The sequence below is a fragment of the Clostridium minihomine genome, assembly GCF_900240385.1.
GTDB classification, from domain to species: Bacteria; Bacillota; Clostridia; order Oscillospirales; family Acutalibacteraceae; genus Faecalispora; species Faecalispora minihomine.
Genome location: NZ_OEQH01000003.1, coordinates 307,779 through 333,831 on the forward strand (window position 1 = coordinate 307,779; position 26,053 = coordinate 333,831).

Genomic DNA, 26,053 nt, shown 5'->3' on the forward strand with positions numbered 1-26,053 from the left:
AGTAAAAACAACCCCAGTATGTATTGAATGAAATTATTTTTAGGAAAGATAGCCCTGCTCTGCTGTGAAAAGCAAAGTGGGGGAAATAAGGATGGGGAAGAGGAGTGAAAAAATGGGCGCAAAAGAAGAATTTGAAGAGATTTTTACCTCAAATATCAGCCGTGCCGGCAGTCGGGAACTGCTCGATTGGCTTTCTACTACGGATTTTTTTACTGCACCGGCCAGCACGCGGTTTCATTGTGCCTGCCATGCAGGATTGGTGCAGCATAGCATAAATGTGTACCGGGTCATGCGGGAAAAGCATTTTGAAGAAGGCATAGACAGTGAAGAAAGCTTTGCAATTTGCGGGCTTTTACATGATATTTGCAAGGCACAGTATTATAAGACATCCACCAGAAATGTGAAAAATGAAGAAACAGGTGCATGGGAGAAAAAGCCCTATTACATGGTGGAAGATAGTTTTCCCTATGGACATGGAGAAAAGTCGGTTTTTTTAATTGAACGGTTTTTACGCCTGAAACCTTCTGAGGCTGTGGCAATCCGCTGGCACATGGGTGGATTTGACGACACGGCCCGCACCGGCAATTTCGCCATCAGTCTTGCTTATCAAAAATATCCTATCGCTGTCAAGCTTCATTTGGCAGATTTGGAGTCTACTTATCTGCGCGAAAAAGGGACATCTGCCGCTCATTGAGTGGATAAGGGCATATTGTCTATGATTTTTTCTGGGATTTACAGGATTTTGTAGGACAAGCCTGTTTACATCGACAACAAATGTGACTATAATATGATCTAACTATTGTAAAGTGAACAGAGAAAATCGTTTTAAATGAAAAGGAGTCGATCAAACTATGGCTTATTATTTCGAAGAGCCTTCCCGCACTTTTAATGAATACCTGCTGATTCCGGGGTATTCCTCCGCTGAGTGTATGCCGGCTAATGTGAGTCTCAGAACGCCGGTTGTGAAATACAAAAAAGGGGAAGAGCCAGCTTTGGCTATGAATATCCCCATGGTGTCCGCCATCATGCAGTCGGTTTCCGATGATAAAATGGCAATTGCCCTCGCCAAAGAAGGCGGCATTTCTTTTATTTACGGTTCCCAGGGCATTGAAGAAGAAGCGGCCATGGTGCAGCGTGTGAAAAGCTATAAAGCGGGCTTTGTGGTGAGCGACTCCAACATTAAGCCTGACCAGACATTGCAGGATATTTTGGAATTGAAAGAAAAAACCGGACACTCTACCGTTGCTGTTACCGAAGACGGTACTGCTACCGGTAAACTTCTGGGAATTGTGACCAGCAGAGATTACCGTGTCAGCCGAATGGATCCCGCCACCGAGGTGTCTGAATTCATGACTCCGTTTTCCAAACTGGTGTATGCGGAAAAAGGGATTTCCCTGAAAGAAACAAACAATATTATTTGGGATCATAAGCTGAATGCGCTTCCTATTGTGGATGAAAACCAGAATCTGGTTTACTTGGTATTCCGCAAGGATTATGCTTCTCATAAAGAAAACAAATTGGAACTTCTGGATTCCCATAAGCGTTATGTGGTGGGTGCCGGTATCAATACCCGAGACTATGCAGAACGCGTTCCTGCTTTGGTAGAGGCTGGGGCCGATGTGCTTTGCATTGACTCTTCGGAAGGTTTTTCTGAGTGGCAGAAAATCACCATTGGCTGGATTCGCGAAAATTATGGCGAAGACGTCAAGGTAGGCGCCGGCAACGTGGTGGATAGAGAAGGCTTTTTGTATCTGGTAGAAAGCGGCGCCGATTTTGTGAAGGTTGGCATCGGCGGCGGTTCCATCTGCATTACCCGTGAGCAAAAGGGAATTGGCCGTGGGCAGGCTACTGCATTGATCGAAGTGGCCAGGGCTCGCGATGAATATTATGAGAGAACCGGTATTTATGTGCCGATTTGCTCAGATGGCGGTCTGGTTTATGATTATCATATGACTTTGGCGCTGGCCATGGGCGCAGACTTCTTGATGATGGGACGCTATTTCGCCCGGTTTGACGAAAGCCCCACCGGCAAAGTGGCCATCGGCGGAAGCTATATGAAGGAATACTGGGGTGAAGGCTCCAGCCGCGCCAGGAACTGGCAGCGCTATGATTTAGGCGGTGCCAGCAAACTTTCTTTTGAAGAAGGCGTAGATTCCTATGTGCCCTATGCAGGTGCCCTGAAAGACAACGTGAATCTGACCCTGAATAAAATTCGCTCTACCATGTGCAACTGCGGTGCCCTGACCATTGCAGAAATGCAGCAAAAGGCTAAGATTACACTGGTTTCTGCTACTTCTATTGTCGAAGGCGGCGCACATGACGTTGTGTTAAAAGACACCAGCAATAATATCGTAAAATAATTCAGAAATTTGAAACATGAAAAAACACTGTACCGATTTTTGGTACAGTGTTTTTCCTTAAAGATCTTTCTCCGGCCGATAAAAGTCATCCCGAAAAGGATATGGAATAAAAATCTTTTCTGCTTCGTTGTTTTTCGGTATGGTTTTTAACGGTTCATCACAAAGCTTTTCATCTAAAAAGGCTTGACTCCAGGGGATATCTGGCCTGAGCTTCATGTTATCGATCCCCCTGCGTTAAGTTGTCTGCATAACTGCAAAGGCTGTCAAAAGAATTGACCCCGCCAGGCCGCTGAAGAATTGCCGAGCGTACATGTTCCGGCAACGATTCAAAATACTGCTTTGCTTGCGAATTGTCTTTCATCAATTCATATAAATCCAGGTATTTTTTGTCCATAAAATTCACCTCTGCTATATTTTGCACAAAAATACAGCAAAGTAACGCTAAAAACAAAGGAAATTTCTGAAAAACACAATTATTGGTATTTTCTGACTCCTTCTATGTGAAGAAAGCGAGCCTGATCATAGATATAAGTGCTTAAAGGCCGCATATAAGCATCATAAGAATGAGCCGCCACATAAATTTCGTTGTCCTCCACTGCCACCACAACAGGGGAATGATAGAATCTTCCGGTTTGATCCCCCAGTTGAACAATGTCGCCGGGCAGCATTCGGCTGCGGTTGGTTTCAATGGCAAAAGGGCCGGCGCCTTTGTTTTGGATTAAAAATTGATACAAGTACTGCACCCCGGTCCAAGAAGGTGTTCTGTCGTAGCTGCTTCGGTAATACCAGCCGAACGTGGGGGTATAGTTCATGACTCCGCTGCCGGCATAAAGGCATTGGGATGCAAAATTGGTGCAGTCACCGCCCAAATTTTCAAAATCATAAAAAGCAGGGTTTCGTCCAAAGGCCCATTTTCGGGCGTATTCCACTGCCGATTGTCGTTGATAGGGTATGGTTATCAGCATTAGGATATCCTCCGTCGTAAAAGATTGGTATATCCTATGCGCAAAATAAAATTATGTACGCTGTCACAGCTTCGCTTCACAACGACGCGGTGACAGCGTGTTCCCGCCGGCTCTTATTGCTTGGGCTGGAAGGACTGACAGTCTGTACACTGGTTCACAGTCGGGTTCTGTTCATGGGTGCCGATCTGGATTTTATCCAAAGAACAGAAATCCTGAGCGCCGTAATGATACTGACACTGCTCTACGCTGCATCCGATAGAAGGATTGGGACGTCCATTAGAATTGGTCATGTGTTTCGCCTCCTTTCGCTGTAAAGCTGTCTTTAGTATGCAAAAAAGAAAACATTTTATGAACAGTAAATTTTGAGATTGATTGAAATTTCTGACGGTGGTACTATTAAAGCCAGATTTCGTGATATTTTATGCCAAAAAGAGGTATTCTAAGGAAAGAATGGAAATTAAAGGAGTAGCAAAATGAAGAAAGATCGTCCCAAAACGAAAAACACACTAACTCTGCTGCTTTTATGCGCTTTAATTTTGGTGGCAGCCGTACTGTTTCTGTTTGTAGCACAGAATCAGCCGATCCTGCGTTGGGTGAGTAACCCCGTTGTTGGTGAATCCAGTTCTATGCCAATTAAATCGGATGCGGAAGAACCGGCAGAATCCCAAATTCAAAAAACAGATTTGTCCAAAGTGTGGGAAAAAGACTGGCGACTTGTTTTGGTCAATTGGGAATATTCTCTTCCCGAGGATTATTCGGTTCAGCTGACTGAGGCATACGATATGCAAATTGATCAGCGAATTGTAGAACCTTATGAACAAATGGCTGCCGCTGCATCGAAAGATGGCATTACCCTTTGGCTGTCTTCTGCTTATCGAGACCCCAAATTACAGGAAAAGCTTTTGGAACGGGAAATTCAGCAAAATCAAAAAAACGGCATGTCCTATGAAGAAGCCCGAGAAAAAGCGGTTATTGCCGTGGCGGAACCGGGGCACAGTGAACACAGCACAGGCCTTGCTATTGACGTAAACGGCGTTCGTTCTGATTTTGAACAGGAAAAAGGATACCAGTGGCTTTTGGATCATGCGGCGGATTACGGCTTTGTTTTGCGCTATTCCAGAGAAAAGCAGGATGTGACAAAAATCATGTTTGAACCCTGGCATTACCGCTATGTGGGGCCGGAACATGCGAAAAAAATGAAAGAATTGAATCTTTGTTTGGAAGAATATGTGAATTACCTTGCGGGAAACGCAGAAAATAATTGAATAAATTCCAAATTTTGATATAATAAAGAACAAGTTACCGAATGAGACTGAAGGGGTGTTAGTATGCAAGAGAAAAAAGTAAGAACCAGATTTGCTCCCAGTCCTACCGGATTTATGCATGTAGGCAATTTACGAACAGCACTGTATGAATATTTGATTGCCAAGAACGCATCCGGGGACTTTATCCTTAGAATAGAAGATACGGATCAGGAACGGCAAGTGGAAGGTGCTGTCGAGGTAATTTACGACACCCTGAAAACAGTTGGACTGAACCATGATGAAGGCCCGGATATCGGGGGGGCTTTCGGGCCGTATGTCCAAAGTGAGCGTATGGGCACTTACAAAAAATATGCCGAGCAGCTGGTGCAGGAAGGGAAAGCCTATTACTGTTTCTGCAGCAAGGACAGGCTGGCTTCTTTGCATGAAGAAAACTCCTTTGGCGGGTATGACAGGCATTGCCGCCATTTGCCCCAGGATGAGGTAGACGCGCTTCTGGCTTCTGGAACGCCTCATGTTATTCGCCAGAAAATGCCCACAGAGGGAACAACCACATTCCATGATGCGGTATATGGAGATATTTCGGTAGAAAACAAAGAACTGGAAGATCAGGTTCTTTTAAAATCCGATGGTTTCCCCACCTATAATTTTGCCAACGTCATTGACGACCACCTGATGGAAATTACCCATGTGGTGCGCGGCAGCGAGTACTTGTCGTCGACTCCCAAATACAATCTGTTGTATGACGCATATGGCTGGGAGATTCCAGTTTACGTTCATCTGCCGCTGATCAAGGGCAGAAATGCAGACGGAACGACTTCAAAACTTTCAAAGCGGCATGGCTCCACCGGATTTGCTGATTTGGTTCGGGAAGGCTATTTGCCAGTGGCAATCATCAATTATATCGCCCTTTTGGGATGGTGCCCCAAAGATAACGAAGAAAAAATGGATTTGCAGGGACTGACGGAACGTTTTTCTATTGATGGAATCAGCAAATCGCCCTCGGTCTTTGATTACGACAAATTAACTTGGCTCAATGGCGAATATCTGCGTGCCATGACACCAGAAGAGTTTACAGAGCAGGCGATGCCCTATTACCAGCAGGTGTTTGGTGATACGCAGGCGGATTGGTCTGTGCTGACGCTGATTTTGCAGCCTCGTGTGACCAAATTGAACGAAATTCCGGGGATGATTGGATTTTTAAAAGACTTGCCGGACTATCCCGTGGATTTCTTTGTTAATAAAAAGAGCAAAACGACTTTGGAAAATTCTGCTCCTATCCTGCGGGAGGCCATTGGGGTTTTAAAAGATTTGTCCAATTGGACTGTTTCAGAGCTGCATGACACTCTGTTAAATCTGGCGCAGCGGCTGGAACTGAAAAACGGCACATTGCTTTGGCCGGTTCGCATTGCGGCGGCGGGCCAAACCGTGACTCCGGGTGGAGCAATGGAATTGCTGGCGATTTTGGGCAAAGAGGAATCTTTGCGCCGATTGGAACTGGGTCTGAAAAAATGCGAAGGGTAATGAGGAGAACACCATGAGTGAAGAGAAGAAGGAACCGTTGAATCAGGAAGAATTTACAAATTTTATTCATGACTTTGTGAAAGAAGATATTGCGTCAGGCGGTCGGTTTGAAGGAAAACGCGTGCATACCCGTTTTCCCCCGGAACCCAATGGATATCTTCATATCGGTCATGCAAAGGCGATTTGCATAGATTTTGGCACAGCGGAAAAGTTTGGCGGAATTTGTAATCTGCGCATGGACGATACCAACCCCAGCAAAGAAGACGTAGAGTATGTGCAGGCAATTCAAGAGGACATCCACTGGCTGGGTTTTGATTGGGAAGATCGTTTTTATTATGCCTCTGATTACTTTGAAACCATGTATGAACTGGCTGTCAAACTGATCCAAAAAGGCTTGGCTTATGTATGCCAGCTGACACCGGAACAGATGAGAGAAAACCGGGGCGATTTGAAAAATCCCGCCGTCAGCCCGTTCAGGGATCGTCCCATTGAGGAGAGTTTGGATCTGTTCCGCCGGATGAAGGCGGGCGAGTTCCCGGATGGCTCAATGACCTTGCGGGCCAAAATCGATTTGGCGTCCGGAAACTTTAATATGCGCGATCCGGTTCTGTATCGTATCAGTCATACTCCGCATCACCGAACCGGTGATACTTGGTGTATTTATCCCATGTATGACTATGCGCATCCCATTGAGGATGCTATTGAAAATATCACCCATTCCTTATGCTCTTTGGAATTTGAGGATCACAGGCCGCTGTATGACTGGGTCATTCAGCATGTGGATCTTCCTTCTAAGCCTCGCCAGATCGAATTTGCCCGGCTTGGCATTAACAATACGGTAATGAGCAAGCGCCGTTTGCGTCTTTTGGTGGAAAAGGGATTTGTTTCCGGTTGGGACGATCCCCGTATGCCCACTTTGTGCGGACTGCGCCGCCGGGGCTATACGCCCGCATCCATTCGTAATTTTATTGAGCGCTTGGGTGTTTCTAAAGTGAACAGCACCGTGGAATATGGCTTTTTGGAGCATTGCCTGCGGGAAGATTTGAACATGAATGCACAAAGAGTGATGTGCGTATTGGATCCGATTAAGCTGATCATCACCAATTACCCCGAAAATCAAATTGAAAAATTTGAGGTTGAGAACAATCCCAATCGTCCCGAAGACGGAACACGCGTGGTGGACTTTTCCCGGGAAATTTGGATTGAGAGAGAGGACTTCGCCGAAGTGCCCACCAAAGGATATTTCCGTTTGTTCCCGGGCAATGAAGTTCGCCTGAAAACAACTTATATTGTCCGCTGCACCGGCTGCAAAAAGGATGAAAACGGCAATGTGGTGGAGGTTTACGCGGAATATGATCCTGCCACCCGTGGCGGAAATACACCGGACGGCCGCAAGGTAAAGGGAACCATCCACTGGGTCAACGGGTCAACCGCTGTTTCGGCTGAGGTTCGGCTCTATGATAACCTGTTTACCGTGCCGGATCCGGAAGCCGGAGAATTCCTGGAGCTGATTAATCCGGACTGCTTAACGGTGCTGAAAGATTGTAAAGTGGAGCCGTTTTTGGCAGAAGCACCTGTGCCGTCTTCCTTCCAATTTATGCGTCAGGGTTATTTCTGCTTGGATCCTGACAGCACCCCGGAACGCCCGGTATTGAATCGCTCGGTTTCTTTGAAAGACAGCTTTAATAAAAAGAAATAAAATAGATAAAACAGCTTTGCCCCGGCCGCAAAAGATGCAGCCGGGGCATTTTCTAACGCCGCAGTTTTCGCTGGCGGCAAATCGGCATAGGGCCGGTGTATTACCAGGCTCTATACTCTCCTTTTTTCTTAATAAACTCGGGGAAAAAGCTGTCGGGGTTATTTTTAAATTGTTGCACAAGATCCGATTCCGCGGCGCTTTTTCCCGACTTGTTGTAATAACCCATCCAGCGGGGGAGTGGATTCTCCTCCGGGTTTTTACAATCATACACTTTTGTGTTTATTTCCATGTTTCCACCTCCGCACAGATGCTTGTGATATTGTCAGTATATGCATAGGCAGGAAAAATGGTCAGTGAATATTGCAGCGGTTTTTTTGTATATTTGCGTAAATTATATTTCAATTCTGCTAAAATATGGTATAATAATCTCACGCACAGAACGAAAAATCAAAAATTTTTTAGTGCTGACAGAACATAGAACGACAGACAAAATAACAAAGCCATTTCTCTGTCAATAGGTAGGCCGCAATCAGGCTTGTGGGTGTGGTATAAAATAACATTACACCTCAAGTCAAAGCAAAAGACACAGGTTGAGTTTTGGGCGGGCTGCAAAAAACCGTCTGCTGTTTTTCTATGGTTCTAAAATCAAAGAGAAGTATTTTTTTGTTGATTCTTAGATTTCAGATACAGAAAAGATAGAGGTGATAAAGAATGCAGAAAAGCCTGTCAATTGCCGGCTTGGTCCTCGGATTGGTCGGTACGCTGGTCAGCGTTACCATGACCGTGCTTCAAATCATCAGTTTGAAAAAAAGCCGCTGAAAATAATATTCCGGCGGGAATAAAAAAGACAAAGGTCTTTTCGGCGCGGCAGAGAAAGAGTTGCCGTGCCGGTTTTTCTTTTGGCCGAAATATGAAAGGAGGGTACCAATGAAGCTGCTGCATCTAGCCGATCTGCATATTGGAAAACGAGTGAATGAATTCAGTATGCTGGAGGATCAGCGCACTATTTTAGAACAAATTTTACAAATTGCCGATAAGGAACATCCCGATGTCGTTCTCATTGCCGGTGATATTTATGATAAGACAATCCCCCCAGGAGAGGCGGTTTCGGTGCTGGATGATTTTTTGACTGGGCTGGCCCGTATGGGGTTGCCGGTTTTTTTGATCTGCGGGAATCACGATTCCGCGGAACGCCTGAATTTTGGAAGCCGGATTTTAAAAGAGCAGGGAATTATTATCGCGTCATCTTATCAGGGCAGCCTTTCTCCGGTGATACTCAAGGACAGCTATGGTGAGGTAGAAATTTATTTGGTTCCCTTTATTAAGCCGGCTTTGGCCGCTCCATTTTTCCCGAATTTGACACTGGAAACCACAGAGGATGCCGTTCGGGCAATTCTTGAGCCGATTTTGGATTCACCCGATCGCCGCCGGGTGCTGGTGGCCCATCAGTTTGTGACAAATCAAGGGAATCTGCCCCAGCAGTCTGAGTCTGAAACGGCTTATGTGGGCGGTTCCGATGCAGTGGACGCCAGTGTATTTCATGCGTTTGATTATGTTGCTTTGGGGCATCTGCACGGCCCTCAGAAAATGCTGCGGGATACCATACGATATGCTGGTTCGCCGCTGAAGTATTCCTTTTCTGAAAGCCGCCATAAGAAGTCGGTTACCATGGTTGAACTAAAAGAAAAAGGAAAGGTGGATATCCACCAGATTCCGTTAACCCCCTTGCGGGATATGAGAGAAATTCGAGGCCCGTTGGAACAGCTGGTTCATCCGGATGTCGTTGGCAGTGCCAATCCGCTTGACTACATACAGGCAACCTTAACGGATGAAGAAGAACTGATGGATCCCATTGGCCGGCTGCGGGTCTGTTATCCCAATATCATGCGTCTGGAACTGGAAAATCGGCCCGGACGGCAGGAAGAATCCAAAACAGCCGCGTCTGGGGATATATCACAGAAAACACCGATGGAGTTGTTTTCGGATTTTTACCGGACGCAGAATGAAAAAGAAATGACAGAGGAACAGAAAGCACTGATGGAATCTCTGTTTCAAACCAGCAAGGAGGAGATGCCATGAAGCCGAAACATTTAACGATTAGTGCCTTTGGGCCCTTTGCAAATCAGGTAGAGGTCCCTTTTCAGGAATTCGGCTCCATGGGGCTTTTTTTGATTACCGGTGACACTGGTGCGGGAAAAACGACTCTTTTTGATGCGATTTCCTTTGCTCTGTTTGGGGAGTCCAGCGGTTCTGTTCGTCCGGTGGACAGCCTTCGCAGTGATTTTGCACCGGAACAGACCAAAACATATGTGGAACTTCACTTTGAACACCGGGGAAAAGAATATTGTGTTCGAAGAAATCCGAAATACCAGCGGCCTAAGAAAAACGGCAAAGGGTTCACTGACGAGCCTGCCGATGCATCCTTGATTTTGCCGGGCGCAGGAGTCGTGACCGGCAGTGCAAAGGTGACTGCCGAGATAACGGAGCTTTTGGGAATCGATTATAAGCAATTTAAACAGATTGCGATGATTGCACAAGGGGAGTTTTTAAAACTTCTTTTGGCTGATAATCGGGAACGAGCTGAGATTTTTCGACGGGTATTTGGAACGGATTCTCTGGAAAAAATGCAGCAGGAACTAAAAAGAAGAGAAAAAGAAGCCAGAATCGGTTGGGAGGATTACTGTAAAGCTATTTTACAGTACACAGGCAATTTGCTTTACAGCGAAGAACAGGGAAATCACCCACTTATTGTTGAATGGAGTTACGAGCCCAATCTTCATCGGGTAGAAGAAATGATGGCTGTTTGGGACGAGATGATCCTTCAGGATGCACAGTTACTAGAGCAATTAAAAACCAGTCAGAAAAAGCACCAGGAAGCCGATTCCCTGCTGATTGCGGAACAGACCCGTGCAGAGCAAACAAACCGTTTGTTTCACGAATTGGAACAGGCGCAGATGCATCAGAAGGACTTAAAGGAACAGGAGCCGGAAATTCAGCACTTGACGCAAAAGGCCGGGCAGGCCGCCGCTGCACTGGAGAGGGTGTTTCCGTTTGAAAGCATTTATCGGTCAGCTCAAGATAGTGCACAGCGCTTAGAGCAAAGCCTGAGGCAGCTGGGGGCAAAGGGCGAACAACTGGAACAAAAGCTGGCGGGACTGCGCGAGGCTTGGCAAACAGAGCAGCAGGCAGAGCCCCGGCGTCAGGCTTTGGCGGAACAACTCACCGGTTTGCGCTCCTCTTTGCCGGACTACCAGAAGCTAAAAGAGCTTCAGCAGCAGGAACAGGAACTGGAAAAATCCTTTTTAGAATGTGTGAACTCTTTGGAACGGCTGACAAAAGAAAATCAGCTTTTGGCACGAAAAAGAGATGAGCTACAGACCCGCTTGACCGAATCTCAAGGGGCGCAGGTATCTCTTTTATCCTGCGAAAAAGAAAGAGAATCTGCCGCGGAATTGCGCACGAATCTTTTGGATCTTCACAAAATGGTGTCAAGTTTAGAAGCTTTGCAAAAAGAAGGCCGAAAGCTGCGAGAAAGTTATTTACAGGCAGAGCAGGAGTATACTCAGGTGCGGCGCGTTTGCGAGGAAAAAGAATTTTTGTATTTTCGCCAGCAGGCAGGTGTTCTTGCCGGACGTTTAAAGCAAGGGGAACCCTGTTCTGTTTGTGGGTCAACCGAACATCCTCACAAGGCCGCTCTTCTTGAGGGAGCACCCACGGAAGAAGATCTTCGCCGCCTCAGAACCCAGCAAGAGCAGGCCGCAAATAAGCTGCGGGAAACCAGCTCTCAGGCTCACGGCAAAGAGGTACAGGCACAGTCTTGTCAAGAAGCGTTGGCTCAACGGCTTGCCAAGGTTTTGCCCGCTGTTTCTATGGGGGAGGATCTTTCGGTTTTAAAAGCGGTCATCGTGCTGGAAGGAAAGAAAAATACCCGCCGCCAAACTCAACTGGAACAAGATTATCAAGCGCTTAAAACGTTGTGCCGGAATCGGGAAAGCTGGACGGAACAGTTGAACGAAACCCAAAAACGCTTTTTGGAAGGCGAACCGGTTTTGCTCAAGGAAAATGAGCGAAAAATAGACTTGACTTCTCAATTCAGTGCAAAAAAAGCAGAAGTTCAAATGCTGCGGGAAAAACTGCCTGCCCCATCAGAAGATGAGGTGCGAATTTTAATTTCTCAAGCGGAACAGCAGCTCAATGATTCAAAGCAGAAGCTAAACGACAGTGAAACTGCTTTTCTAGAATGTCAGAAGGAACTGGAGAACACCAAAGCCATTCGTCAGGACAATGAAAAACAGCTGGCCGAACAAAGGGAAAGGCTGAATCAAACGGAACAAAATTACCGGCAAAGTCTTTTGGAAAATGGATTTTTAGGTGAAGAGGATTACAAAAAAGCGTTGTGTCCCAGAGAACAGCTGGAAGCTTGGCGCAGTAAAATGAAAGCCTTTGAAGAAGGCAGGCGCTTTGCGGAAGAAAACATCCGGCGCCTGAGCGAAGAAACAAAGGGGAAAGAACCGGTAGACAGCATTGCTTTGGCTCAGAAGCGCGAGCACTTGGAACAAGAAAAAAATCAGTTGGATGATAGGATTGGGCAAACCTCTTTGCGTTATGGGGGCAATTCTTCTATTCTGCAAAAAATCAAGGATGCTCTGCGCACCAAAGAGAAACTGGAACGCGAATACCTGATGGTTTCTTCTTTAGCCAAAACCGCCAACGGTGAGCTGCCGGGCCGGCAGAAGCTGGCCTTTGAGCAGTATGTACAGGCGTCCTATTTTAACCGGGTGATTCAGGAAGCCAACAAACGCCTGAGCCGGATGACCAACGGCCGATTTGAGCTTTTGCGCAAAGAAACCGCATCGGATTTCCGAAGCCAGTCCGGCCTGGAGCTGGACGTGATGGATTATTATACGGGCAAGCTTCGCTCGGTTCGCTCACTGTCCGGCGGGGAATCCTTCAAGGCATCACTGTCTTTGGCGCTTGGCTTGTCCGATGTGATTCAAAGCTATGCCGGTGGGGTTCAAATCGACACCATGTTTATTGATGAAGGGTTTGGAACCTTGGATTCCGAATCTTTGGAACAGGCCATTTCGGCATTGGCTGCCTTAACAAAGGGAGATCGCATGGTGGGAATTATTTCTCATGTGCCGGAACTCAAAGAGAAAATTGAGAAAAAAATCGTGATTCAAAAAGGCGTGGCAGGCAGTACGGTGTCTTTGGTGCGCCGATAACATAGAAAAGGAGCGTATGGTATGAAGCTGTCTAACAGCAGAATGCGCTTTTTATATTTGCTGGAAGCGCTGGAGAAAGAAACGGATGAAGAACATCCGTTGTCTGCTCAGGAATTGTGTGTTATTTTGGCAGAGAAGGGAATTCAGGCAGAGCGCAAATCGCTCTATCGTGATATTGCGGCACTCAATGAAATTGGGTATGAAATTGGCAGCACCCGTCAGCCCAAATCGGGGTTTTTCCTGATGAAACGGGATTTTGAATTACCAGAGGTACGACTTTTGATTGATGCGGTACAATCCGCTCCCTTTTTGACCGCAAAAAAGACCGCACAGCTGACGGAAAAGCTTTGCGGTCTGGTCAGTCGCCCCCAGTCAGTTCAGCTGGAGCCCCAGCTGAGTGTGGAGAGACGGAACAAATTTGATAATGAAGAAATTTATTATACAATTGATGCTCTTCACGCTGCCATAGCCAATCAGAAAAAAATCTCATTTCGGTATTTTCACAAAGAACTGCGGAATTGCCGGGCCGTTTGGAATGAAGGGCGAGAGTTTGTGGTCAGTCCTTATGCGCTGCTTTGGTCCAATGATAAATATTATCTGGCGGCAAATTACGAAAAATATGATACAATCAGCAATTACCGCCTAGATCGCATGAAGCGTGTCTGCATGGTGGATGAACCGGCCAGACCTTTTGAAGAGGTATCGGAATATCGGGAATCTTTTGATGCGGCAAATTATTTAAAATGCAGCTTTCATATGTATCGGGGCAAGATGGAAGATATTCGCCTGATTTGTGACGGCAGCCTGTTAGAAGAGATGCTGGATCGTTTCGACAGCGACGAGCTTCAGCTCAGCCGGGAAGGGGAAGGGTTTCTTCTGCGCTCGCGGGCATATGTGAGCGATGGCCTGGTAGAGTGGCTTTTACAGTATGGCGGCCGGGTGCAGGTTCTGGATCCAAGTTCTCTGAAAGATCGAATGCAGCAAGAAGCTGTGAATTTATGCCGGGTTTATGGAATCCACATGACGGAATGAAAGATGTGTTCGGCAAATATTTTAATTCCGATCAAAATCAGAATGATGCCCCCGGCGGTTTCTGCATGGCCGGACAGCAAAGTGCCGAACTTTCGTCCCAAATAGACCCCTGCAAAGCACAGCACAAAAGTGATGACTCCGATTAAAGAGACTGAAAACAGCATCAGGTGCATACTGTAAATTCCCACGGAAGCAGGCAGAATAATTCCTGTGGCCAGTGCGTCAATACTGGTGGCCACCGCCTGAATCAGCAAAGTCTTTTTCCCTACGGTCAGGCATTGTTTTGGGGGACAGTGTGCGTTTTCGCGGGATTCCAGAATCATTTGAATGCCAAGATAAGTCAGAAGAAGCAGTGCCAGCCAGTGCTCAATATGGATGAGAAGCCCGGCTCCGGCTGTGCCCAGCGCCCAGCCCAAAAACGGCATGAACGCCTGAAAAACGCCGAAGGTAATTCCAACCTTTAGCGCAAACGGTAATGTTACCCTTTGAACGGCTGTTCCATTGGCTATCGATGCCGCCAGCGCGTCCATAGATAAGCCTACGGCGATTCCTCCAAGGGATATGTAGTCCATATTTGGTTTTCCCTCATTTCATTCTTTCTGATGCCCTATCTCTAAAGAATATATTGTGCAGGGCACTGAATTATGAAATGGATTCGGAAAAAGGTACAGAATACTTTTGTGGGGAGTGCGGCAAAGGCTGCACTCCCCATGAATTGTTTTGACAGCTTACTCATAAGACAAATGATATTTTGATGTTCTTTTTTTGTTTTTGAAATAAAATGACCAAAGGCGGCCTGCATTAAATCAGGCCGCCCTCTTTATTTGATGTTATAATCCACCCAGTCTTTGGCTTCTTTTACGTTTTCATCGGAAGGCAACGCCGCTTTGGTTTTCTTATCGCGCCGATCCGGATAGGTGATGGGAATGGTGATTTTGTTCGTATCGTCTCGCTCTGGGCCAAAACCAGAGAAGTCTAATGCGGAGTTCAGGCGTTTGTGCTGACTGGGGTCATCTTTATCTTTTCTTTGAAAAATCATGACTGCACCTCCGAATTTATTGTTTGACAGCTTGTCTGAAAAATACAGACTTTCGTTTGCCAGAAAAATGAAAACATGATAAAATGATGAAATCAAAAATAGAAAACACGTTTTCTTAATTTTAAAAGGCAAGAAGGTTGCGGCAATGATAAGTATACTGGATTACGGAGCGGGAAATTTAAAAAGTGTGGTAAATGCTTTTCGATATTTGGGCTGTGAGGTAGAAATTACCAACGACGCTCAGCGCTTAATGCAATCGCAAGCGGCTGTGCTGCCCGGTGTGGGTTCGTTTGGGGATGCAGCTTCTTGTTTGGAAAAATCCGGGCTGTGGCAGCCGGTGCTGGATTATATTGCCGGTGGAAGACCCTTTTTGGGAATTTGCCTGGGAATGCAGCTTTTGTTTCAGGAAAGCGAGGAATCCCCGGGTGTGCAGGGTTTGGGTGTGTTTCCGGGTAAAATCTGCCGGATTCCCGATGGCGAAGGACTAAAAATTCCTCATATTGGATGGAATTCATTGGATCAAAAAATAGGAACCGGTTTACTGCGCGGAATACCGGAAGAATCTTATGTCTATTTTGTTCATTCTTATTATCTGCATACGCCGCAAAGAGAAATTGTTTCCGCTTGCACTCAGTATGGGGTAACTATTGATGCCTCTGTTGAGTCCGGGAATGTGTTTGGCGCTCAATTTCATCCGGAAAAAAGTGGACAGACTGGGCTTTTGATGCTGAAAAATTTTGCAGATATAGCGAAAAACGGAACAAACAGATAGGAAGGGGAAGCGATTATGTATGCAAAACGAATCATCCCGTGTCTGGATGTTAACAACGGGCGCGTGGTGAAGGGAACGAATTTTGTGAATTTACGGGATGCCGGGGATCCGGTAGAAGCGGCCATTGCCTATGACCGGCAGGGTGCGGATGAGCTGGTGTTTCTGGATATTACCGCTTCGGTGCAGGAGCGTGGAACCATTGTAGAACTGGTACAGCGAGTAGCCGAGCAGATTTTTATTCCGTTTACCGTGGGCGGCGGTATTCGCAGTGTAGAGGATTTTACGGCTCTGCTGCGTGCCGGTGCGGATAAGGTTTCGGTCAATTCCGCTGCGATTCGGAATCCGGAATTGATTGGCGAGGCGGCACAAAAATTCGGCAGCCAGTGTGTAGTGTGTGCCATTGATGCCAAGCGCAAAGCAGAAGGGGGCTGGACAGTTTATCTGAACGGCGGCCGGATAGATACCGGGCTGGATGCTGTGGAATGGGCAAAACAGGCAGTGAAGCTGGGGGCAGGAGAAATTCTTTTGACCAGTATGGACTGTGACGGAACCAAAGACGGTTATGACCTGGAATTGACCGGAGCGGTTTCCGGTCAGGTCAGCGTTCCGGTGATTGCCTCTGGCGGCGCCGGCAGTTTGCAGGATTTTTACGATGCGTTTACGATTGGCCAGGCCGATGCAGTGCTGGCCGCTTCTCTGTTTCATTTTGGAGAAATCGGAATCGGGGAACTGAAAACATATTTAAAAGAGAAAGGAATTTCTGTGCGACTTTAGTTTTGGCACCGAACAGAAAGGATATTGGCATAAAACATGTTACGAAAAGATATGACACCGCAGGAGTTTACTAAAAGCGGACAAGGCTATTTGCCGGGTTATTTGGGCATTGAGCTGTTGGAATTAGAAGAAAACCGGATGACCGGAAGAATGACGATACAGCCGTTTCACGGGGCAATGAATGGTTATTTACATGCGGCAAGTGTTGTCGCTTTGGCAGACACAGTTTGCGGTTGTGCCGCCTTTGCTCATTTGCCGGAGGGGGCAGCCGGTTTTACAACCGTGGAACTGAAAAGCAACCATTTGGGCACTGTTCATGAGGGCGGAATTTTTTGCGTTGCCACTGCACAGCATTTGGGAAACAGCACTCAGGTTTGGGATGCTGTGGTTACCGACGAAGAAACCGGGAAGGTAATCGAACTGTTTCGCTGCACTCAGATGGTCTTGTGGCCCAAAAAGGAACTGACGGAAGACGAAAGAGTGCTTGCAGCTGTGGAATCCGGACTGTAAAAATAAAAAAAATTAGACATTGGTATTTGTTTTGAATATTGCTTGTTTTACTACCCACGCTTTAGAGTGTGGGTATTTTTTTGTTTTCGGCATGATTCCCAGTTTTTCGCTTTATGATTTGCTTTGATTATTTCCGGCTTTATGGATAGATTGGCTGGACGCGGCATAAGAATTACCATGCTGTGCCTGTCAGGCTGTAAAAATGCGAAGCTAAGATTCTGTTTTTCCAACGCATTGGGCTGTGAACAGGCGCACGGGTTCGGTTTATTTTCAAAAAGACCGGGCGAACCGGTTTTCTATGTTGGAGGTGTAGGAAAGGTGAACTGGAAGAAAAGAACGATCTCTATGCTAACCGCTGTATGTCTGCTGGCTTCTGTGGCGATCCCTGCGGGGGCGATTTCCAATGAAGAGATCAAGGCTCCCGCTGCGGTGTTGGTAGAGGCACAGACGGGAAAAGTCCTGTATGAAAAGAATCCTCATGAACAACGCCCGGCTGCATCCATAACCAAAGTGATGACACTGCTGCTGGTGATGGAAGCCATTGATTCCGGAAAAATTGCTTTGACGGATACGGTGAGTGCCAGCGCACACGCGGCATCCATGGGTGGGTCGGATATCTGGCTTCAGCAAGGGGAAACCATGTCGGTCAAAGATCTGATCAAAGCGACTGTAATCATGAGCGCCAACGATGCTGCGGTTGCTTTGGCAGAACATGTTGCCGGCACGGAAGATGATTTTTTGCGCATGATGAATGAAAAAGCAAAAGAATTGGGCATGAACGATACCACTTTTAAAAATTGCAACGGGTTGGATGAAGACGGACACCTTACATCCGCTTATGACGTGGCTTTAATGTCAGCCGCATTGCTTCGCCATGAGGAAATTACCGAATATACCCTGACCTGGATTGACCATGTGCGCGACGGAAAAACACAATTGGTCAATACCAATAAACTCATTCGCAGCTACAAGGGAATTACCGGACTGAAAACAGGGACCACCAGCAAGGCAGGCAGCTGCATCAGTGCTTCGGCCAAGCGGGGAGAAGTGAGCCTGATTGCGGTGATTCTCGGCAGTTCCACCACAGACGATCGGTTTGCTTCTGCTGCAAAGCTTTTGGATTACGGGTTTGCCAACTGGTCTATGGCGGCGCCTGAAACCCCGATTTTAGAACTGGTTCCCGTTAAGAACGGAATGAAGTCCAGCGTAGAACCGGAAACTTTGGCGAATCCGTCCATTTTAGTGCCTAAGGGCAAAGAGAGCGAAGTGGCCAGCCAAGTCGTTTTGTCCGAATCTTTAGAGGCGCCGGTGGAAAAAGGCCAAGTAATTGGAAAAATTACCTATAAGTTGGGGGAAGAAACGCTGTTAGAGAGCAACATCCAGGCTAAGGAAGCAGTAGAAAAAATAACGTTCTTCTCGGTATTCCAGCTGCTTTGTTCCTGCATGATCGCATTTTGATTGAAATTTCCATACCAAATATTCCTAAAATCTTGTGATAGCCGCCTTGCAAATAATGCTAAGATATTGTAAAATAAACAAAAGGATTCAGAAAATGACAGGAGGTTAAAATTCATGTCTGTGAAGCTTGACGCACAGCATCTGTCCGGTTTCATGAATTCAGGCGAGCTTTTGGCAATCGAACCCCAAGTCAAACAGGCTCACGAGCTGCTTCATTCCAAAAGTGGCCCCGGGAGTGAGTTCCTTGGTTGGTTGGATTTGCCCCAGGAGTATGACAAGGATGAATTTTCAAGGATTCAGAAAGCGGCGGCAAAAATCCGGTCTGACAGCCAGGTTTTTGTGGTCATTGGTATCGGCGGCTCTTATTTGGGTGCGCGCGCCGCTATTGAATTTTTAAAGTCCCCGTACTATAATTCCATGAAAAAAGATACGCCGGATATTTATTTTGCCGGCAACAGCATCAGTTCCAGTGCTTTGGCGGAGCTTCTTTCTATTTGTGAGGGGAAAGAGGTTTCCATCAATATGATTTCCAAATCCGGAACCACTACGGAACCGGCCATTGCGTTCCGGGTTTTCCGCGAACTTTTGGAAAAGAAGTATGGAAAAGAAGGTGCCCGCGAGCGGATTTATTGCACAACCGATCGTGCGCGCGGTACCCTGAAGCAGCTGGCGGACACAGAGGGGTATGAAACCTTTGTGGTTCCCGACGATGTGGGCGGACGCTATTCTGTGCTGACGGCCGTGGGGCTTTTGCCAATTGCGGTCAGCGGGGCAGACTTAAACCAGCTGATGCAAGGCGCTTTACAGGCACGTGAGGAATATTGCAATCCTAATTTAAAAGAAAATGATTGTTATCAATACGCAGCCATTCGCAATCTGCTTTACAGGAAGGGCAAAACGACCGAAGTGCTGGCCAGTTATGAACCTTCTTTTACCATGATGTGCGAATGGTGGAAGCAGCTTTATGGCGAAAGCGAAGGAAAGGATCAAAAAGGCCTGTTCCCGGCTTCCGTTATTTTTTCGACCGATTTACATTCTATGGGTCAATATATTCAGGATGGACGGCGGTTTCTATTTGAAACGGTGGTACTGTTCGAGCGTGTCAAGCAGGAGATCGTTCTGCAAAAAGACCCGCAGGATGTGGACGGCCTGAATTTTTTACAGGGAAAATCCATGGCATATATCAATGAAAAAGCCTTTGAGGGAACCGTTTTGGCCCATGTGGACGGCGGTGTGCCCAATTTGGTGCTGCGCGTTTCGGATTTTTCTGAAAAATCCTTGGGCCAGCTGATTTATTTCTTTGAAAAGGCCTGTGCGATTTCCGGCTATCTGCTGGGGGTCAACCCCTTTGATCAGCCCGGTGTGGAAAGCTACAAAAAGAATATGTTCGCCCTGTTGGGCAAGCCTGGTTATGAGGCCGAAAAAGCGGCTTTGGAAGCAAGGCTCAGGCACTAAAAGAATCTCTATTTCAGGATTGAAATCCGCATTTTGCGGAAATACTAAAAATAGCAGGAGGAGTTTTGATATGGTCACTCTTATTATTGGTAAAAAAGGTTCCGGAAAGACAAAAAAGCTGATTGAAATGGCAAATGCCGCTGTGCAGAAATCGGATGGCAACGTGGTGGTGATCGAAAAAGGCTTGAAATTGACTTATGACATTTCTCACCGCGCCAGACTGGTTGACATTGATGCTTATGGGGTGCAGGGGCTGGACGGCCTGTATGGCTTTATCAGCGGAATCTGTGCAGGCAACTATGATGTGACCGACCTGTTTATTGACTCTACTTTGAAAATCATCGGTCAGGATCCGGCGGTTCTTGCTTCTTTTGTTGAGAAAGCAAACGCTTTATCTGAACTGGCCAATACCAAAATTCTTCTTTCCGTTTCTATGGATAAAAAAGAACTGCCTGAGGGCCTGAAGGCTGAGATCGCAGAGATCTAAACCGATTTTTAGTTTTGTTACGTAAGCATTGTTTTCGCTAAGGCTGCTGGCAGTGTTCCGCTGCCGGCAGCGCTTTTGTGCAAAAAGACAGCAAGGAGATCATCTGTATGTCATTTCGAAATCTGCCGGAAACCAAGCGTGAAGAAAGCGGGCTCACTTATTTTGTGCGGGAGCCCATCGTGGTAGGCGGCCAGGAGTATCATCGGTGCGCAATTCAAACTCATTTTGTTCAGCGCGGGGAGTCCTATGTGGAACTGGTGGAAAAATATGTTCTGCCTTTGTACCAGCCCGGGGATATTTTATCCCTGAGCGAAAAAGTTATTTCTATGTGCCAGAACAATGTCGTGGAGAAAAAAGATGTGAAAGTGGGCTTTTGGGCACGCTTTTTATCCAAATTCGCCTCCTCCAACAATCACGGCATTGCTATGGACGAGCCATACAAGCTTCAGCTTGCCATTAATCTGGCGGGGCTTCCCAGAATCCTTTTGGCCTGCTTTTGTTCCGCAGTGACAAAGCTGTTTGGAATACGCGGAGTTTTCTATAAGGTGGCGGGTCACGGCATCGATGGAATTGACGGGTTTTACATGGGGTCTTCTTTTGATGTGTACCATGATTTGGCTCTGCTGAATCCCAAAGAGCCGGTTAAGGTTTGCAATGATATTAAGGAACAGTTAGGCATCGACTGCCTTTTGGTGGACGCAAATGATTTGAGCGTTGTTCTCTTTGGGAAATCTGATTCTTTAGCCGAAGTTCCGGATGAGGATTTGATTGCCATGATAAAGGACAACCCTGCCGGTCAATCGGATGAATTGACCCCGCTTATTTTGATAAAAAAAGCAGATTTGTCTTGAATTCTTGTTGACAAACCAGAAGCAAGTCGATATAATAGCATATTGTAGTGTCGAGGTAATTTTATGATTCTTGAATTGAAAAAGATCATGTTAAACGACGGGGAAATCTTGCCGTTTTCGTACGAGATGTCCCTAGCCTCCACCACCATCAACGGCGTTTGTCCGTTTCTATCTCCCGTGGCGGTAACAGGCAATGTTCGGAGTCATGCGGGCGCTGCAAAGCTGGATGCCGGGGTATCTTTTGATTTTCAAATCCCCTGTGACCGCTGTACTGCGGACCTTAGCACCCATTACGATTTTAAATTTCATCATATTCTGGTGTCTTCCCTGAATGATGAAGATAATGATTTGTACATTGTGGTGGAGAATGACCGTCTGGATTTGGATGAGCTTTTGCGGGAGGACATTTTGCTGGAACTGCCCACCAAGTTTTTATGCAGGCCGGATTGCAAAGGGCTTTGCCCACAGTGCGGTCAAAACTTGAACCAAGGGCTGTGCCAATGTGTTTCCCGGCAGACTGATCCTCGTTTGGCGGTTCTGAAACAATTGATAGATTAATCTTATGATATAAGGAGGTGCTGACAATGGCGGTACCAAAGAGAAAATTGTCCAGTGCGAGAAAGAACAAAAGACGTTCCAATGTTTGGAAATTAAGTGCTCCCGCTCTGGCAAGATGTCCGAAGTGTGGGGAGTATAAAACACCTCATAGAGTCTGCGGAAGTTGTGGTCATTACAACGGCAGAGAAGTTTTGAAAATGGAAGCATGATTTCTTTTTTATTTTCGCAAAAACAGAGAAGGAGAGATCCTTCTCTGTTTTTGCTTCCATGGAATGTTTTTACTTTTTATTTTATGAAATAATATCCGTTATCTTTGTGGCAAAAAGTGTGTATCTGACAGCCACCATCCGGTTGGCGGAACAAACCAGACAGTACGGTGCCTGATGTTTTTCTGAAAGGATTACTTGACGAACTGTCAATTAAATGCCATAATTTAACGTGTAATGCGATAGTGATCAAGAATGGTTTTTTTGGACACAATAGCACAGTGGCGGGGCTTGTGATTAAAGGAGATATTATCCGTCAGCTGAGGGGCCGGGGTTTAAGCAATGTGCTGTGAATCCTTGCAGTGATGCTGCGCCGGGAGGGCGATATTTTTTTGATGATATTTCGTTAGAAGAATGAAGTGAAGCGTTGCAGATACCCGTCATTCCGGTAAAGGATGATGGATACGAGCTGCTCAGCGCAGCGGTAGGAGGAAGTATAATTTGTTAAAACCAATTGTGGCGGTTGTCGGAAGGCCAAATGTGGGGAAATCCACTTTGTTCAATAAGCTGATAGGACAGCGCCTTTCCATAGTGGAAGATACCCCCGGGGTTACCAGAGATCGAATCTTTGGCGACTGCGAGTGGGGCAGGCATAAATTTTCTCTTGTGGACACCGGTGGTATTGAACCGGAATCCAAGGATATTATTTTATCTCAAATGCGGGCACAGGCTCAGTTGGCCATTGATTCTGCCGATGTGATTATTCTGGTGACGGATTTGCGCACCGGTGTGGTTGCCACAGACGCAGAGATCGCCGCTATGCTGCAAAAAAGCGGCCGGCCTGTTATTCTGTGTGTAAATAAGTGTGACCAAATTGGTGAGCCCCCGGCAGAATTTTATGAATTTTACAATCTGGGTCTGGGAGATCCGGTGGCAGTTTCTTCTGTTCACGGACATGGAACCGGAGATTTATTGGATCGTGTGACGGAATATTTCCCGGAAGAAACCGGTGAGGATGACGAGGGGGAAGTGATCCGGGTTGCTATTATCGGCAAACCCAATGTGGGCAAATCTTCTTTGATCAATTTTGTGTCGGGAGAAAACCGCAGCATTGTGTCTGACATTGCGGGCACCACACGGGATGCCATTGATACCAAGATTGAAAACAAAGCGGGATCCTTTATTTTAATCGATACTGCCGGAATTCGCCGCCAGAACAAAGTGGAGGACGCGATTGAGCGTTACAGTATTCTGCGTGCAGAAATGGCCATTGAGCGTTCTGACGTCTGTGTTATCATGATTGATGCTACCGTAGGCTTTACCGAGCAGGACTCTAAAGTGGCCGGCCGTGCCCATGAAGCAGGCAAGGGGTGTGTCATTGCCGTTAATAAATGGGATGCGGTGGAAAAAGACGGTTATACCATGAACGAATACCGCAAACAGCTGGAGCAGGATTTTTCCTTTATGTCCTATGCGCCGATTCTTTTTATTTCGGCTAAAACAGGGCAAAGGGTAGACCGCTTGTTTGAACTGATTAAACATGTGGCCAGCATGAATACTTTGCGCATTACCACCGGTGTGCTGAATGATATTTTGGCGCAGGCCACTGCTCGCGTTCAGCCGCCAACCGATAAGGGCAAACGCCTGAAAATATTCTATATGACCCAGGCTTCTGTGAAGCCGCCAACCTTTGTTTGTTTTGTCAATTCCGCGGAGTTGTTTCATTTTTCATACCAGCGCTATCTGGAGAATCGAATTAGGGAAACCTTCGGCTTGGAGGGCACCCCGATTCGGATGATTGTCCGGGAGCACGGGGACAAATAAGGAGGGGGATCTCATTTGGAGTATGTACAAAATATGTTCTTAGCGGTATTCCTCACGGTGCTTTCTGCCTATCTGCTTGGCAGCATTAATGCATCCATTATCATCACCCGTCTGTTTGGTCATCCTACGGACATTCGTCAGATGGGCAGCGGAAATGCCGGGGCAACCAATGTGCTGCGTTCTGTGGGCAGGCTGCCGGCAGCACTGACCTTTGTATTCGACTTTTTAAAATGTGTATTGGCTGTTTTGGCGGGCCGTGCAATTTTCAGTTACTTTTTTCTGGTTCCCTGGGTGCTGCCCCAAGTCATTGAGCAGTCAGGGGCTTATATCGCCGGGATCGCCTGTATCTTAGGTCATATTTTTCCGGCCTATTTTGGGTTTCGGGGCGGCAAAGGAGTTGTTACCTCCATTGCGATGATTATGATCATTGATTGGCGTGTTTCTTTGATTGTTTGGGCAGTATTTATCATTGCGGTGGTTTTTTCGAAGATGATTTCTTTGGGATCGGTGTGTGGGGCTTTAGTTTATCCTTTTGCCACGTTCGCCATCACTTTTTTCTATGATTACCACTCCAATGCGGCGGTACCAATCTCTTATATTTATGTAGCTACGATTTCGTCCCTGATTATCGGCAGTATTGTCATTATCAAACATAGGGGCAATATCAAACGGATTCTGAATGGGACAGAAAAGAAAGTCAGTTTTCGAAAACATAACGGAAATTCTCAATAAGCTTCAGTTGGGGCTCTATATAAAACACCCTTTTCCGCACCGATGGATGCGGAAAAGGGTGTTTTATATCATTTGTAATGATTTAGGGTAAAGAAAAAAGGAACCTGCAAAAAAAGGCTCCTCTAGACTTTCCGGTTTTACGTTAATTTAGACCGCACGGGTTACTTTATTGGAACGTAAACAACGGGTGCAGGCGTGAATACGCTTGGGACTGCCGTTTACCACTGCTTTAACGCGTTTCACATTGGGTTTCCAAGTTCTGTTCGCACGTTTGTGAGAATGAGAAACTTTTATACCGAAAGCAATATCCTTGCCACAAACCTCACACTTCGCCATGTGTCTGCACCTCCTTTTAAAGGGCTGTTAATAAACTTACGTATGATATTCTAGCAAATATACAAGCGAAAAGCAAGCTTTTTTTCTTTCATTTCCCCAGGAATTGCAAAAATCAACCAAATCGTGCTCTTTTTCAGAAAATAGAACATACTATGGGCATCAGAACACACCGGAACAATCTCTTGTCTTTTATTGGAAAACGTATTATAATGCTAACTAAACATACACTTTTAGACACAGGCTGCGGTTGTTGCTGAGCCTGATGCGAAAGGCGGTACAAATGCTTTATCAAGTGATACAATCCATTTTTAAAGGCGAAGCAATTGATATGACCAGCGTTATTATGCAGATTTTGGCTGTATTAGTCATTATTTTCTGTGTTTTGCCGCTTCATGAATTGGCTCATGCCTGGACAGCAAAAAAACTGGGGGATAACACTGCACTGTATCAGGGCCGTTTGACCATTAACCCCTTGGCAAGCATCGATCCCCTGGGTTCTTTGGCGATTTTATTGTTTGGTTTCGGCTGGGCCAGACCGGTGCCTGTTGAACCCCGCAATTTTAAAAATCCCAAAAGAGATATGGCCATTACGGCGGCGGCCGGGCCGATTTCCAATGTGTTGGCAGCACTGGTGGGGGCACTTCTGCTGAATTTATTCTATGTGTTTTCCAGTGGTGTTCCTTATTCGATTGCCATTGGAATTGTGGTGTTTTTTCAGTATTATATTGCAATTAATGTCATGCTGGCAGTTTTTAACCTGATTCCGCTGCCCCCTTTGGATGGTTCCAGAATTGTGGGAGCCTTCTTGTCAGATCGTGCCTTATACCGGTATTACCAGAATCAAAGAACCATTATGATGATTCTGATTTTACTGCTGTTTATGGGTGTTTTAGATGTGCCGCTGAACTTTATGCGTATTGTGGTTCAGTCGGGAGTAGAATGGGTGGCGCTGTTGCCGTTCCGCCTGTTCGGAATGGCATAAAA

General features: G+C 46.4%; 30 protein-coding genes. 21 read left to right on the forward strand and 9 right to left on the reverse strand.

Annotation, left to right across the window (positions count from 1 at the left end; genetic code table 11):
• The first annotated feature begins 112 nt into the window (after positions 1 to 112).
• Together C1A02_RS08410 and C1A02_RS08415 are read left to right on the forward strand one after the other, a co-directional pair.
• Positions 113 to 694, forward strand: coding sequence for an HD domain-containing protein (locus C1A02_RS08410; protein WP_101697762.1), 582 nt, complete (start codon positions 113 to 115; stop codon positions 692 to 694).
• A 157-nt stretch (positions 695 to 851) separates the two neighbouring features.
• A complete protein-coding gene (locus C1A02_RS08415) occupies positions 852 to 2,360 on the forward strand; it encodes an IMP dehydrogenase (RefSeq protein ID WP_101697763.1) in 1,509 nt (502 codons plus the stop codon).
• Positions 2,361 to 2,417: 57 nt separating this feature from the next.
• Here the strand turns inward: C1A02_RS08415 and C1A02_RS13500 are convergent, their stop codons facing one another.
• The 4 genes from C1A02_RS13500 to C1A02_RS08425 form a co-directional block, all read right to left on the reverse strand.
• Entirely contained in the window at positions 2,418 to 2,576 is a 159-nt protein-coding gene (locus tag C1A02_RS13500; protein ID WP_164997175.1) for a hypothetical protein, read from the reverse strand.
• Between the two features lies 1 nt (position 2,577).
• Positions 2,578 to 2,754 (reverse strand): hypothetical protein, encoded by a 177-nt coding sequence (locus C1A02_RS13505; protein ID WP_164997176.1) that lies wholly within the window; start codon positions 2,752 to 2,754, stop codon positions 2,578 to 2,580.
• A gap of 79 nt (positions 2,755 to 2,833) precedes the next feature.
• Complete coding sequence (locus tag C1A02_RS08420; RefSeq protein ID WP_101697764.1) at positions 2,834 to 3,325, reverse strand: amidase domain-containing protein; 492 nt, start codon at positions 3,323 to 3,325, stop codon at positions 2,834 to 2,836.
• 113 nt (positions 3,326 to 3,438) lie between these two features.
• Complete coding sequence (locus C1A02_RS08425; RefSeq protein WP_101697765.1) at positions 3,439 to 3,615, reverse strand: DUF1540 domain-containing protein; 177 nt, start codon at positions 3,613 to 3,615, stop codon at positions 3,439 to 3,441.
• A gap of 183 nt (positions 3,616 to 3,798) precedes the next feature.
• On the opposite strand from C1A02_RS08425, the gene C1A02_RS08430 reads away from it, so the two are divergent.
• The 3 genes from C1A02_RS08430 (at position 3,799) to C1A02_RS08440 (ending at position 7,810) form a co-directional block, all read left to right on the forward strand.
• Positions 3,799 to 4,590, forward strand: coding sequence for a M15 family metallopeptidase (locus tag C1A02_RS08430; RefSeq protein WP_101697766.1), 792 nt, complete (start codon positions 3,799 to 3,801; stop codon positions 4,588 to 4,590).
• Positions 4,591 to 4,653: 63 nt separating this feature from the next.
• The gene (gene gltX, locus C1A02_RS08435; RefSeq protein WP_101697767.1) at positions 4,654 to 6,111 is read left to right on the forward strand and encodes a glutamate--tRNA ligase; all 1,458 of its coding nucleotides are present in this window, start codon (positions 4,654 to 4,656) and stop codon (positions 6,109 to 6,111) included.
• A 13-nt stretch (positions 6,112 to 6,124) separates the two neighbouring features.
• Positions 6,125 to 7,810, forward strand: a complete 1,686-nt coding sequence (locus tag C1A02_RS08440) for a glutamine--tRNA ligase/YqeY domain fusion protein (protein ID WP_101697768.1) — start codon at positions 6,125 to 6,127, stop codon at positions 7,808 to 7,810.
• A gap of 100 nt (positions 7,811 to 7,910) precedes the next feature.
• On the opposite strand, the gene C1A02_RS08445 is transcribed toward C1A02_RS08440, so the two are convergent.
• Both C1A02_RS08445 and C1A02_RS13325 read right to left on the reverse strand, forming a co-directional pair.
• Positions 7,911 to 8,099 (reverse strand): hypothetical protein, encoded by a 189-nt coding sequence (locus C1A02_RS08445; protein WP_101697769.1) that lies wholly within the window; start codon positions 8,097 to 8,099, stop codon positions 7,911 to 7,913.
• Between the two features lie 437 nt (positions 8,100 to 8,536).
• The gene (locus C1A02_RS13325; RefSeq protein WP_129588154.1) at positions 8,537 to 8,752 is read right to left on the reverse strand and encodes a hypothetical protein; all 216 of its coding nucleotides are present in this window, start codon (positions 8,750 to 8,752) and stop codon (positions 8,537 to 8,539) included.
• On the opposite strand from C1A02_RS13325, the gene C1A02_RS08450 reads away from it, so the two are divergent.
• From C1A02_RS08450 to C1A02_RS08460, 3 genes are read left to right on the forward strand one after another with little or no spacing between them, the layout of a single operon-like run.
• On the forward strand, positions 8,738 to 9,889 hold the full coding sequence (locus C1A02_RS08450) for an exonuclease SbcCD subunit D (protein ID WP_101697770.1): 1,152 nt from the start codon (positions 8,738 to 8,740) through the stop codon (positions 9,887 to 9,889). The two genes, C1A02_RS13325 and C1A02_RS08450, sit on opposite strands and share 15 nt — an antisense overlap.
• Positions 9,886 to 13,035 carry an AAA family ATPase gene (locus C1A02_RS08455; RefSeq protein ID WP_101697771.1) on the forward strand — a complete coding sequence of 1,050 codons (3,150 nt, stop codon included), beginning with the start codon at positions 9,886 to 9,888 and terminating at the stop codon, positions 13,033 to 13,035. The genes C1A02_RS08450 and C1A02_RS08455 overlap by 4 nt, the downstream gene beginning before the upstream one ends.
• Positions 13,036 to 13,056: 21 nt before the next feature.
• A complete protein-coding gene (locus tag C1A02_RS08460; protein ID WP_101697772.1) occupies positions 13,057 to 14,067 on the forward strand; it encodes a helix-turn-helix transcriptional regulator in 1,011 nt (336 codons plus the stop codon).
• Here C1A02_RS08460 and C1A02_RS08465 read toward each other — a convergent pair.
• Positions 14,043 to 14,639, reverse strand: a complete 597-nt coding sequence (locus tag C1A02_RS08465) for a manganese efflux pump MntP (protein ID WP_101697773.1) — start codon at positions 14,637 to 14,639, stop codon at positions 14,043 to 14,045. The two genes, C1A02_RS08460 and C1A02_RS08465, sit on opposite strands and share 25 nt — an antisense overlap.
• Before the next feature lie 248 nt (positions 14,640 to 14,887).
• Positions 14,888 to 15,106: a CDIF630_02480 family spore surface protein gene (locus C1A02_RS08475; RefSeq protein ID WP_101697775.1), complete on the reverse strand. Its 219-nt coding sequence runs from the start codon at positions 15,104 to 15,106 to the stop codon at positions 14,888 to 14,890.
• A 145-nt stretch (positions 15,107 to 15,251) separates the two neighbouring features.
• Between C1A02_RS08475 and hisH the strand changes: the two genes are divergently transcribed.
• The 12 genes from hisH (at position 15,252) to plsY (ending at position 24,733) form a co-directional block, all read left to right on the forward strand.
• Entirely contained in the window at positions 15,252 to 15,878 is a 627-nt protein-coding gene (gene hisH / locus C1A02_RS08480; RefSeq protein ID WP_101697776.1) for an imidazole glycerol phosphate synthase subunit HisH, read from the forward strand.
• Positions 15,879 to 15,893: 15 nt separating this feature from the next.
• A complete protein-coding gene (gene hisF, locus C1A02_RS08485; RefSeq protein ID WP_101697777.1) occupies positions 15,894 to 16,652 on the forward strand; it encodes an imidazole glycerol phosphate synthase subunit HisF in 759 nt (252 codons plus the stop codon).
• Between the two features lie 36 nt (positions 16,653 to 16,688).
• Positions 16,689 to 17,162, forward strand: coding sequence for a PaaI family thioesterase (locus C1A02_RS08490; protein ID WP_101697778.1), 474 nt, complete (start codon positions 16,689 to 16,691; stop codon positions 17,160 to 17,162).
• A gap of 318 nt (positions 17,163 to 17,480) precedes the next feature.
• The gene (locus C1A02_RS08495) at positions 17,481 to 18,620 is read left to right on the forward strand and encodes a D-alanyl-D-alanine carboxypeptidase family protein (protein ID WP_101698018.1); all 1,140 of its coding nucleotides are present in this window, start codon (positions 17,481 to 17,483) and stop codon (positions 18,618 to 18,620) included.
• A 114-nt stretch (positions 18,621 to 18,734) separates the two neighbouring features.
• Complete coding sequence (locus tag C1A02_RS08500) at positions 18,735 to 20,075, forward strand: glucose-6-phosphate isomerase (protein ID WP_101697779.1); 1,341 nt, start codon at positions 18,735 to 18,737, stop codon at positions 20,073 to 20,075.
• Positions 20,076 to 20,145: 70 nt separating this feature from the next.
• The gene (locus tag C1A02_RS08505) at positions 20,146 to 20,562 is read left to right on the forward strand and encodes a hypothetical protein (protein ID WP_101697780.1); all 417 of its coding nucleotides are present in this window, start codon (positions 20,146 to 20,148) and stop codon (positions 20,560 to 20,562) included.
• A gap of 107 nt (positions 20,563 to 20,669) precedes the next feature.
• A complete protein-coding gene (locus C1A02_RS08510) occupies positions 20,670 to 21,413 on the forward strand; it encodes a F420-0--gamma-glutamyl ligase (protein WP_101697781.1) in 744 nt (247 codons plus the stop codon).
• Positions 21,414 to 21,476: 63 nt separating this feature from the next.
• Positions 21,477 to 21,971, forward strand: coding sequence for a YceD family protein (locus tag C1A02_RS08515; RefSeq protein WP_101697782.1), 495 nt, complete (start codon positions 21,477 to 21,479; stop codon positions 21,969 to 21,971).
• 26 nt (positions 21,972 to 21,997) lie between these two features.
• A complete protein-coding gene (rpmF, locus tag C1A02_RS08520) occupies positions 21,998 to 22,180 on the forward strand; it encodes a 50S ribosomal protein L32 (protein WP_101697783.1) in 183 nt (60 codons plus the stop codon).
• A 167-nt stretch (positions 22,181 to 22,347) separates the two neighbouring features.
• A complete protein-coding gene (locus tag C1A02_RS13930) occupies positions 22,348 to 22,530 on the forward strand; it encodes a DUF512 domain-containing protein (protein ID WP_101697784.1) in 183 nt (60 codons plus the stop codon).
• Between the two features lie 148 nt (positions 22,531 to 22,678).
• Complete coding sequence (gene der, locus C1A02_RS08530; RefSeq protein ID WP_101697785.1) at positions 22,679 to 24,001, forward strand: ribosome biogenesis GTPase Der; 1,323 nt, start codon at positions 22,679 to 22,681, stop codon at positions 23,999 to 24,001.
• Positions 24,002 to 24,016: 15 nt separating this feature from the next.
• Complete coding sequence (plsY, locus tag C1A02_RS08535; RefSeq protein WP_101697786.1) at positions 24,017 to 24,733, forward strand: glycerol-3-phosphate 1-O-acyltransferase PlsY; 717 nt, start codon at positions 24,017 to 24,019, stop codon at positions 24,731 to 24,733.
• Positions 24,734 to 24,880: 147 nt separating this feature from the next.
• Here plsY and rpmB read toward each other — a convergent pair whose 3' ends face one another.
• Positions 24,881 to 25,069 (reverse strand): 50S ribosomal protein L28, encoded by a 189-nt coding sequence (gene rpmB, locus C1A02_RS08540; RefSeq protein WP_101697787.1) that lies wholly within the window; start codon positions 25,067 to 25,069, stop codon positions 24,881 to 24,883.
• A gap of 280 nt (positions 25,070 to 25,349) precedes the next feature.
• Between rpmB and C1A02_RS08545 the strand changes: the two genes are divergently transcribed.
• The gene (locus C1A02_RS08545; RefSeq protein ID WP_101697788.1) at positions 25,350 to 26,051 is read left to right on the forward strand and encodes a site-2 protease family protein; all 702 of its coding nucleotides are present in this window, start codon (positions 25,350 to 25,352) and stop codon (positions 26,049 to 26,051) included.
• Positions 26,052 to 26,053: the final 2 nt, after the last annotated feature.

Coding starts and splice junctions, on each gene's coding strand:
- C1A02_RS08410 (WP_101697762.1), top strand. CDS start 113: ATGGGCGCAAAAGAAGAATTTGAAGAGATTTTTACCTCAAATATCAGC.
- C1A02_RS08415 (WP_101697763.1), top strand. CDS start 852: ATGGCTTATTATTTCGAAGAGCCTTCCCGCACTTTTAATGAATACCTG.
- C1A02_RS13500 (WP_164997175.1), bottom strand. CDS start 2,576: ATGAAGCTCAGGCCAGATATCCCCTGGAGTCAAGCCTTTTTAGATGAA.
- C1A02_RS13505 (WP_164997176.1), bottom strand. CDS start 2,754: ATGGACAAAAAATACCTGGATTTATATGAATTGATGAAAGACAATTCG.
- C1A02_RS08420 (WP_101697764.1), bottom strand. CDS start 3,325: ATGCTGATAACCATACCCTATCAACGACAATCGGCAGTGGAATACGCC.
- C1A02_RS08425 (WP_101697765.1), bottom strand. CDS start 3,615: ATGACCAATTCTAATGGACGTCCCAATCCTTCTATCGGATGCAGCGTA.
- C1A02_RS08430 (WP_101697766.1), top strand. CDS start 3,799: ATGAAGAAAGATCGTCCCAAAACGAAAAACACACTAACTCTGCTGCTT.
- gltX (WP_101697767.1), top strand. CDS start 4,654: ATGCAAGAGAAAAAAGTAAGAACCAGATTTGCTCCCAGTCCTACCGGA.
- C1A02_RS08440 (WP_101697768.1), top strand. CDS start 6,125: ATGAGTGAAGAGAAGAAGGAACCGTTGAATCAGGAAGAATTTACAAAT.
- C1A02_RS08445 (WP_101697769.1), bottom strand. CDS start 8,099: ATGGAAATAAACACAAAAGTGTATGATTGTAAAAACCCGGAGGAGAAT.
- C1A02_RS08450 (WP_101697770.1), top strand. CDS start 8,738: ATGAAGCTGCTGCATCTAGCCGATCTGCATATTGGAAAACGAGTGAAT.
- C1A02_RS13325 (WP_129588154.1), bottom strand. CDS start 8,752: ATGCAGCAGCTTCATTGGTACCCTCCTTTCATATTTCGGCCAAAAGAA.
- C1A02_RS08455 (WP_101697771.1), top strand. CDS start 9,886: ATGAAGCCGAAACATTTAACGATTAGTGCCTTTGGGCCCTTTGCAAAT.
- C1A02_RS08460 (WP_101697772.1), top strand. CDS start 13,057: ATGAAGCTGTCTAACAGCAGAATGCGCTTTTTATATTTGCTGGAAGCG.
- C1A02_RS08465 (WP_101697773.1), bottom strand. CDS start 14,639: ATGGACTACATATCCCTTGGAGGAATCGCCGTAGGCTTATCTATGGAC.
- C1A02_RS08475 (WP_101697775.1), bottom strand. CDS start 15,106: ATGATTTTTCAAAGAAAAGATAAAGATGACCCCAGTCAGCACAAACGC.
- hisH (WP_101697776.1), top strand. CDS start 15,252: ATGATAAGTATACTGGATTACGGAGCGGGAAATTTAAAAAGTGTGGTA.
- hisF (WP_101697777.1), top strand. CDS start 15,894: ATGTATGCAAAACGAATCATCCCGTGTCTGGATGTTAACAACGGGCGC.
- C1A02_RS08490 (WP_101697778.1), top strand. CDS start 16,689: ATGTTACGAAAAGATATGACACCGCAGGAGTTTACTAAAAGCGGACAA.
- C1A02_RS08500 (WP_101697779.1), top strand. CDS start 18,735: ATGTCTGTGAAGCTTGACGCACAGCATCTGTCCGGTTTCATGAATTCA.
- C1A02_RS08505 (WP_101697780.1), top strand. CDS start 20,146: ATGGTCACTCTTATTATTGGTAAAAAAGGTTCCGGAAAGACAAAAAAG.
- C1A02_RS08510 (WP_101697781.1), top strand. CDS start 20,670: ATGTCATTTCGAAATCTGCCGGAAACCAAGCGTGAAGAAAGCGGGCTC.
- C1A02_RS08515 (WP_101697782.1), top strand. CDS start 21,477: ATGATTCTTGAATTGAAAAAGATCATGTTAAACGACGGGGAAATCTTG.
- rpmF (WP_101697783.1), top strand. CDS start 21,998: ATGGCGGTACCAAAGAGAAAATTGTCCAGTGCGAGAAAGAACAAAAGA.
- rpmB (WP_101697787.1), bottom strand. CDS start 25,069: ATGGCGAAGTGTGAGGTTTGTGGCAAGGATATTGCTTTCGGTATAAAA.
- C1A02_RS08545 (WP_101697788.1), top strand. CDS start 25,350: ATGCTTTATCAAGTGATACAATCCATTTTTAAAGGCGAAGCAATTGAT.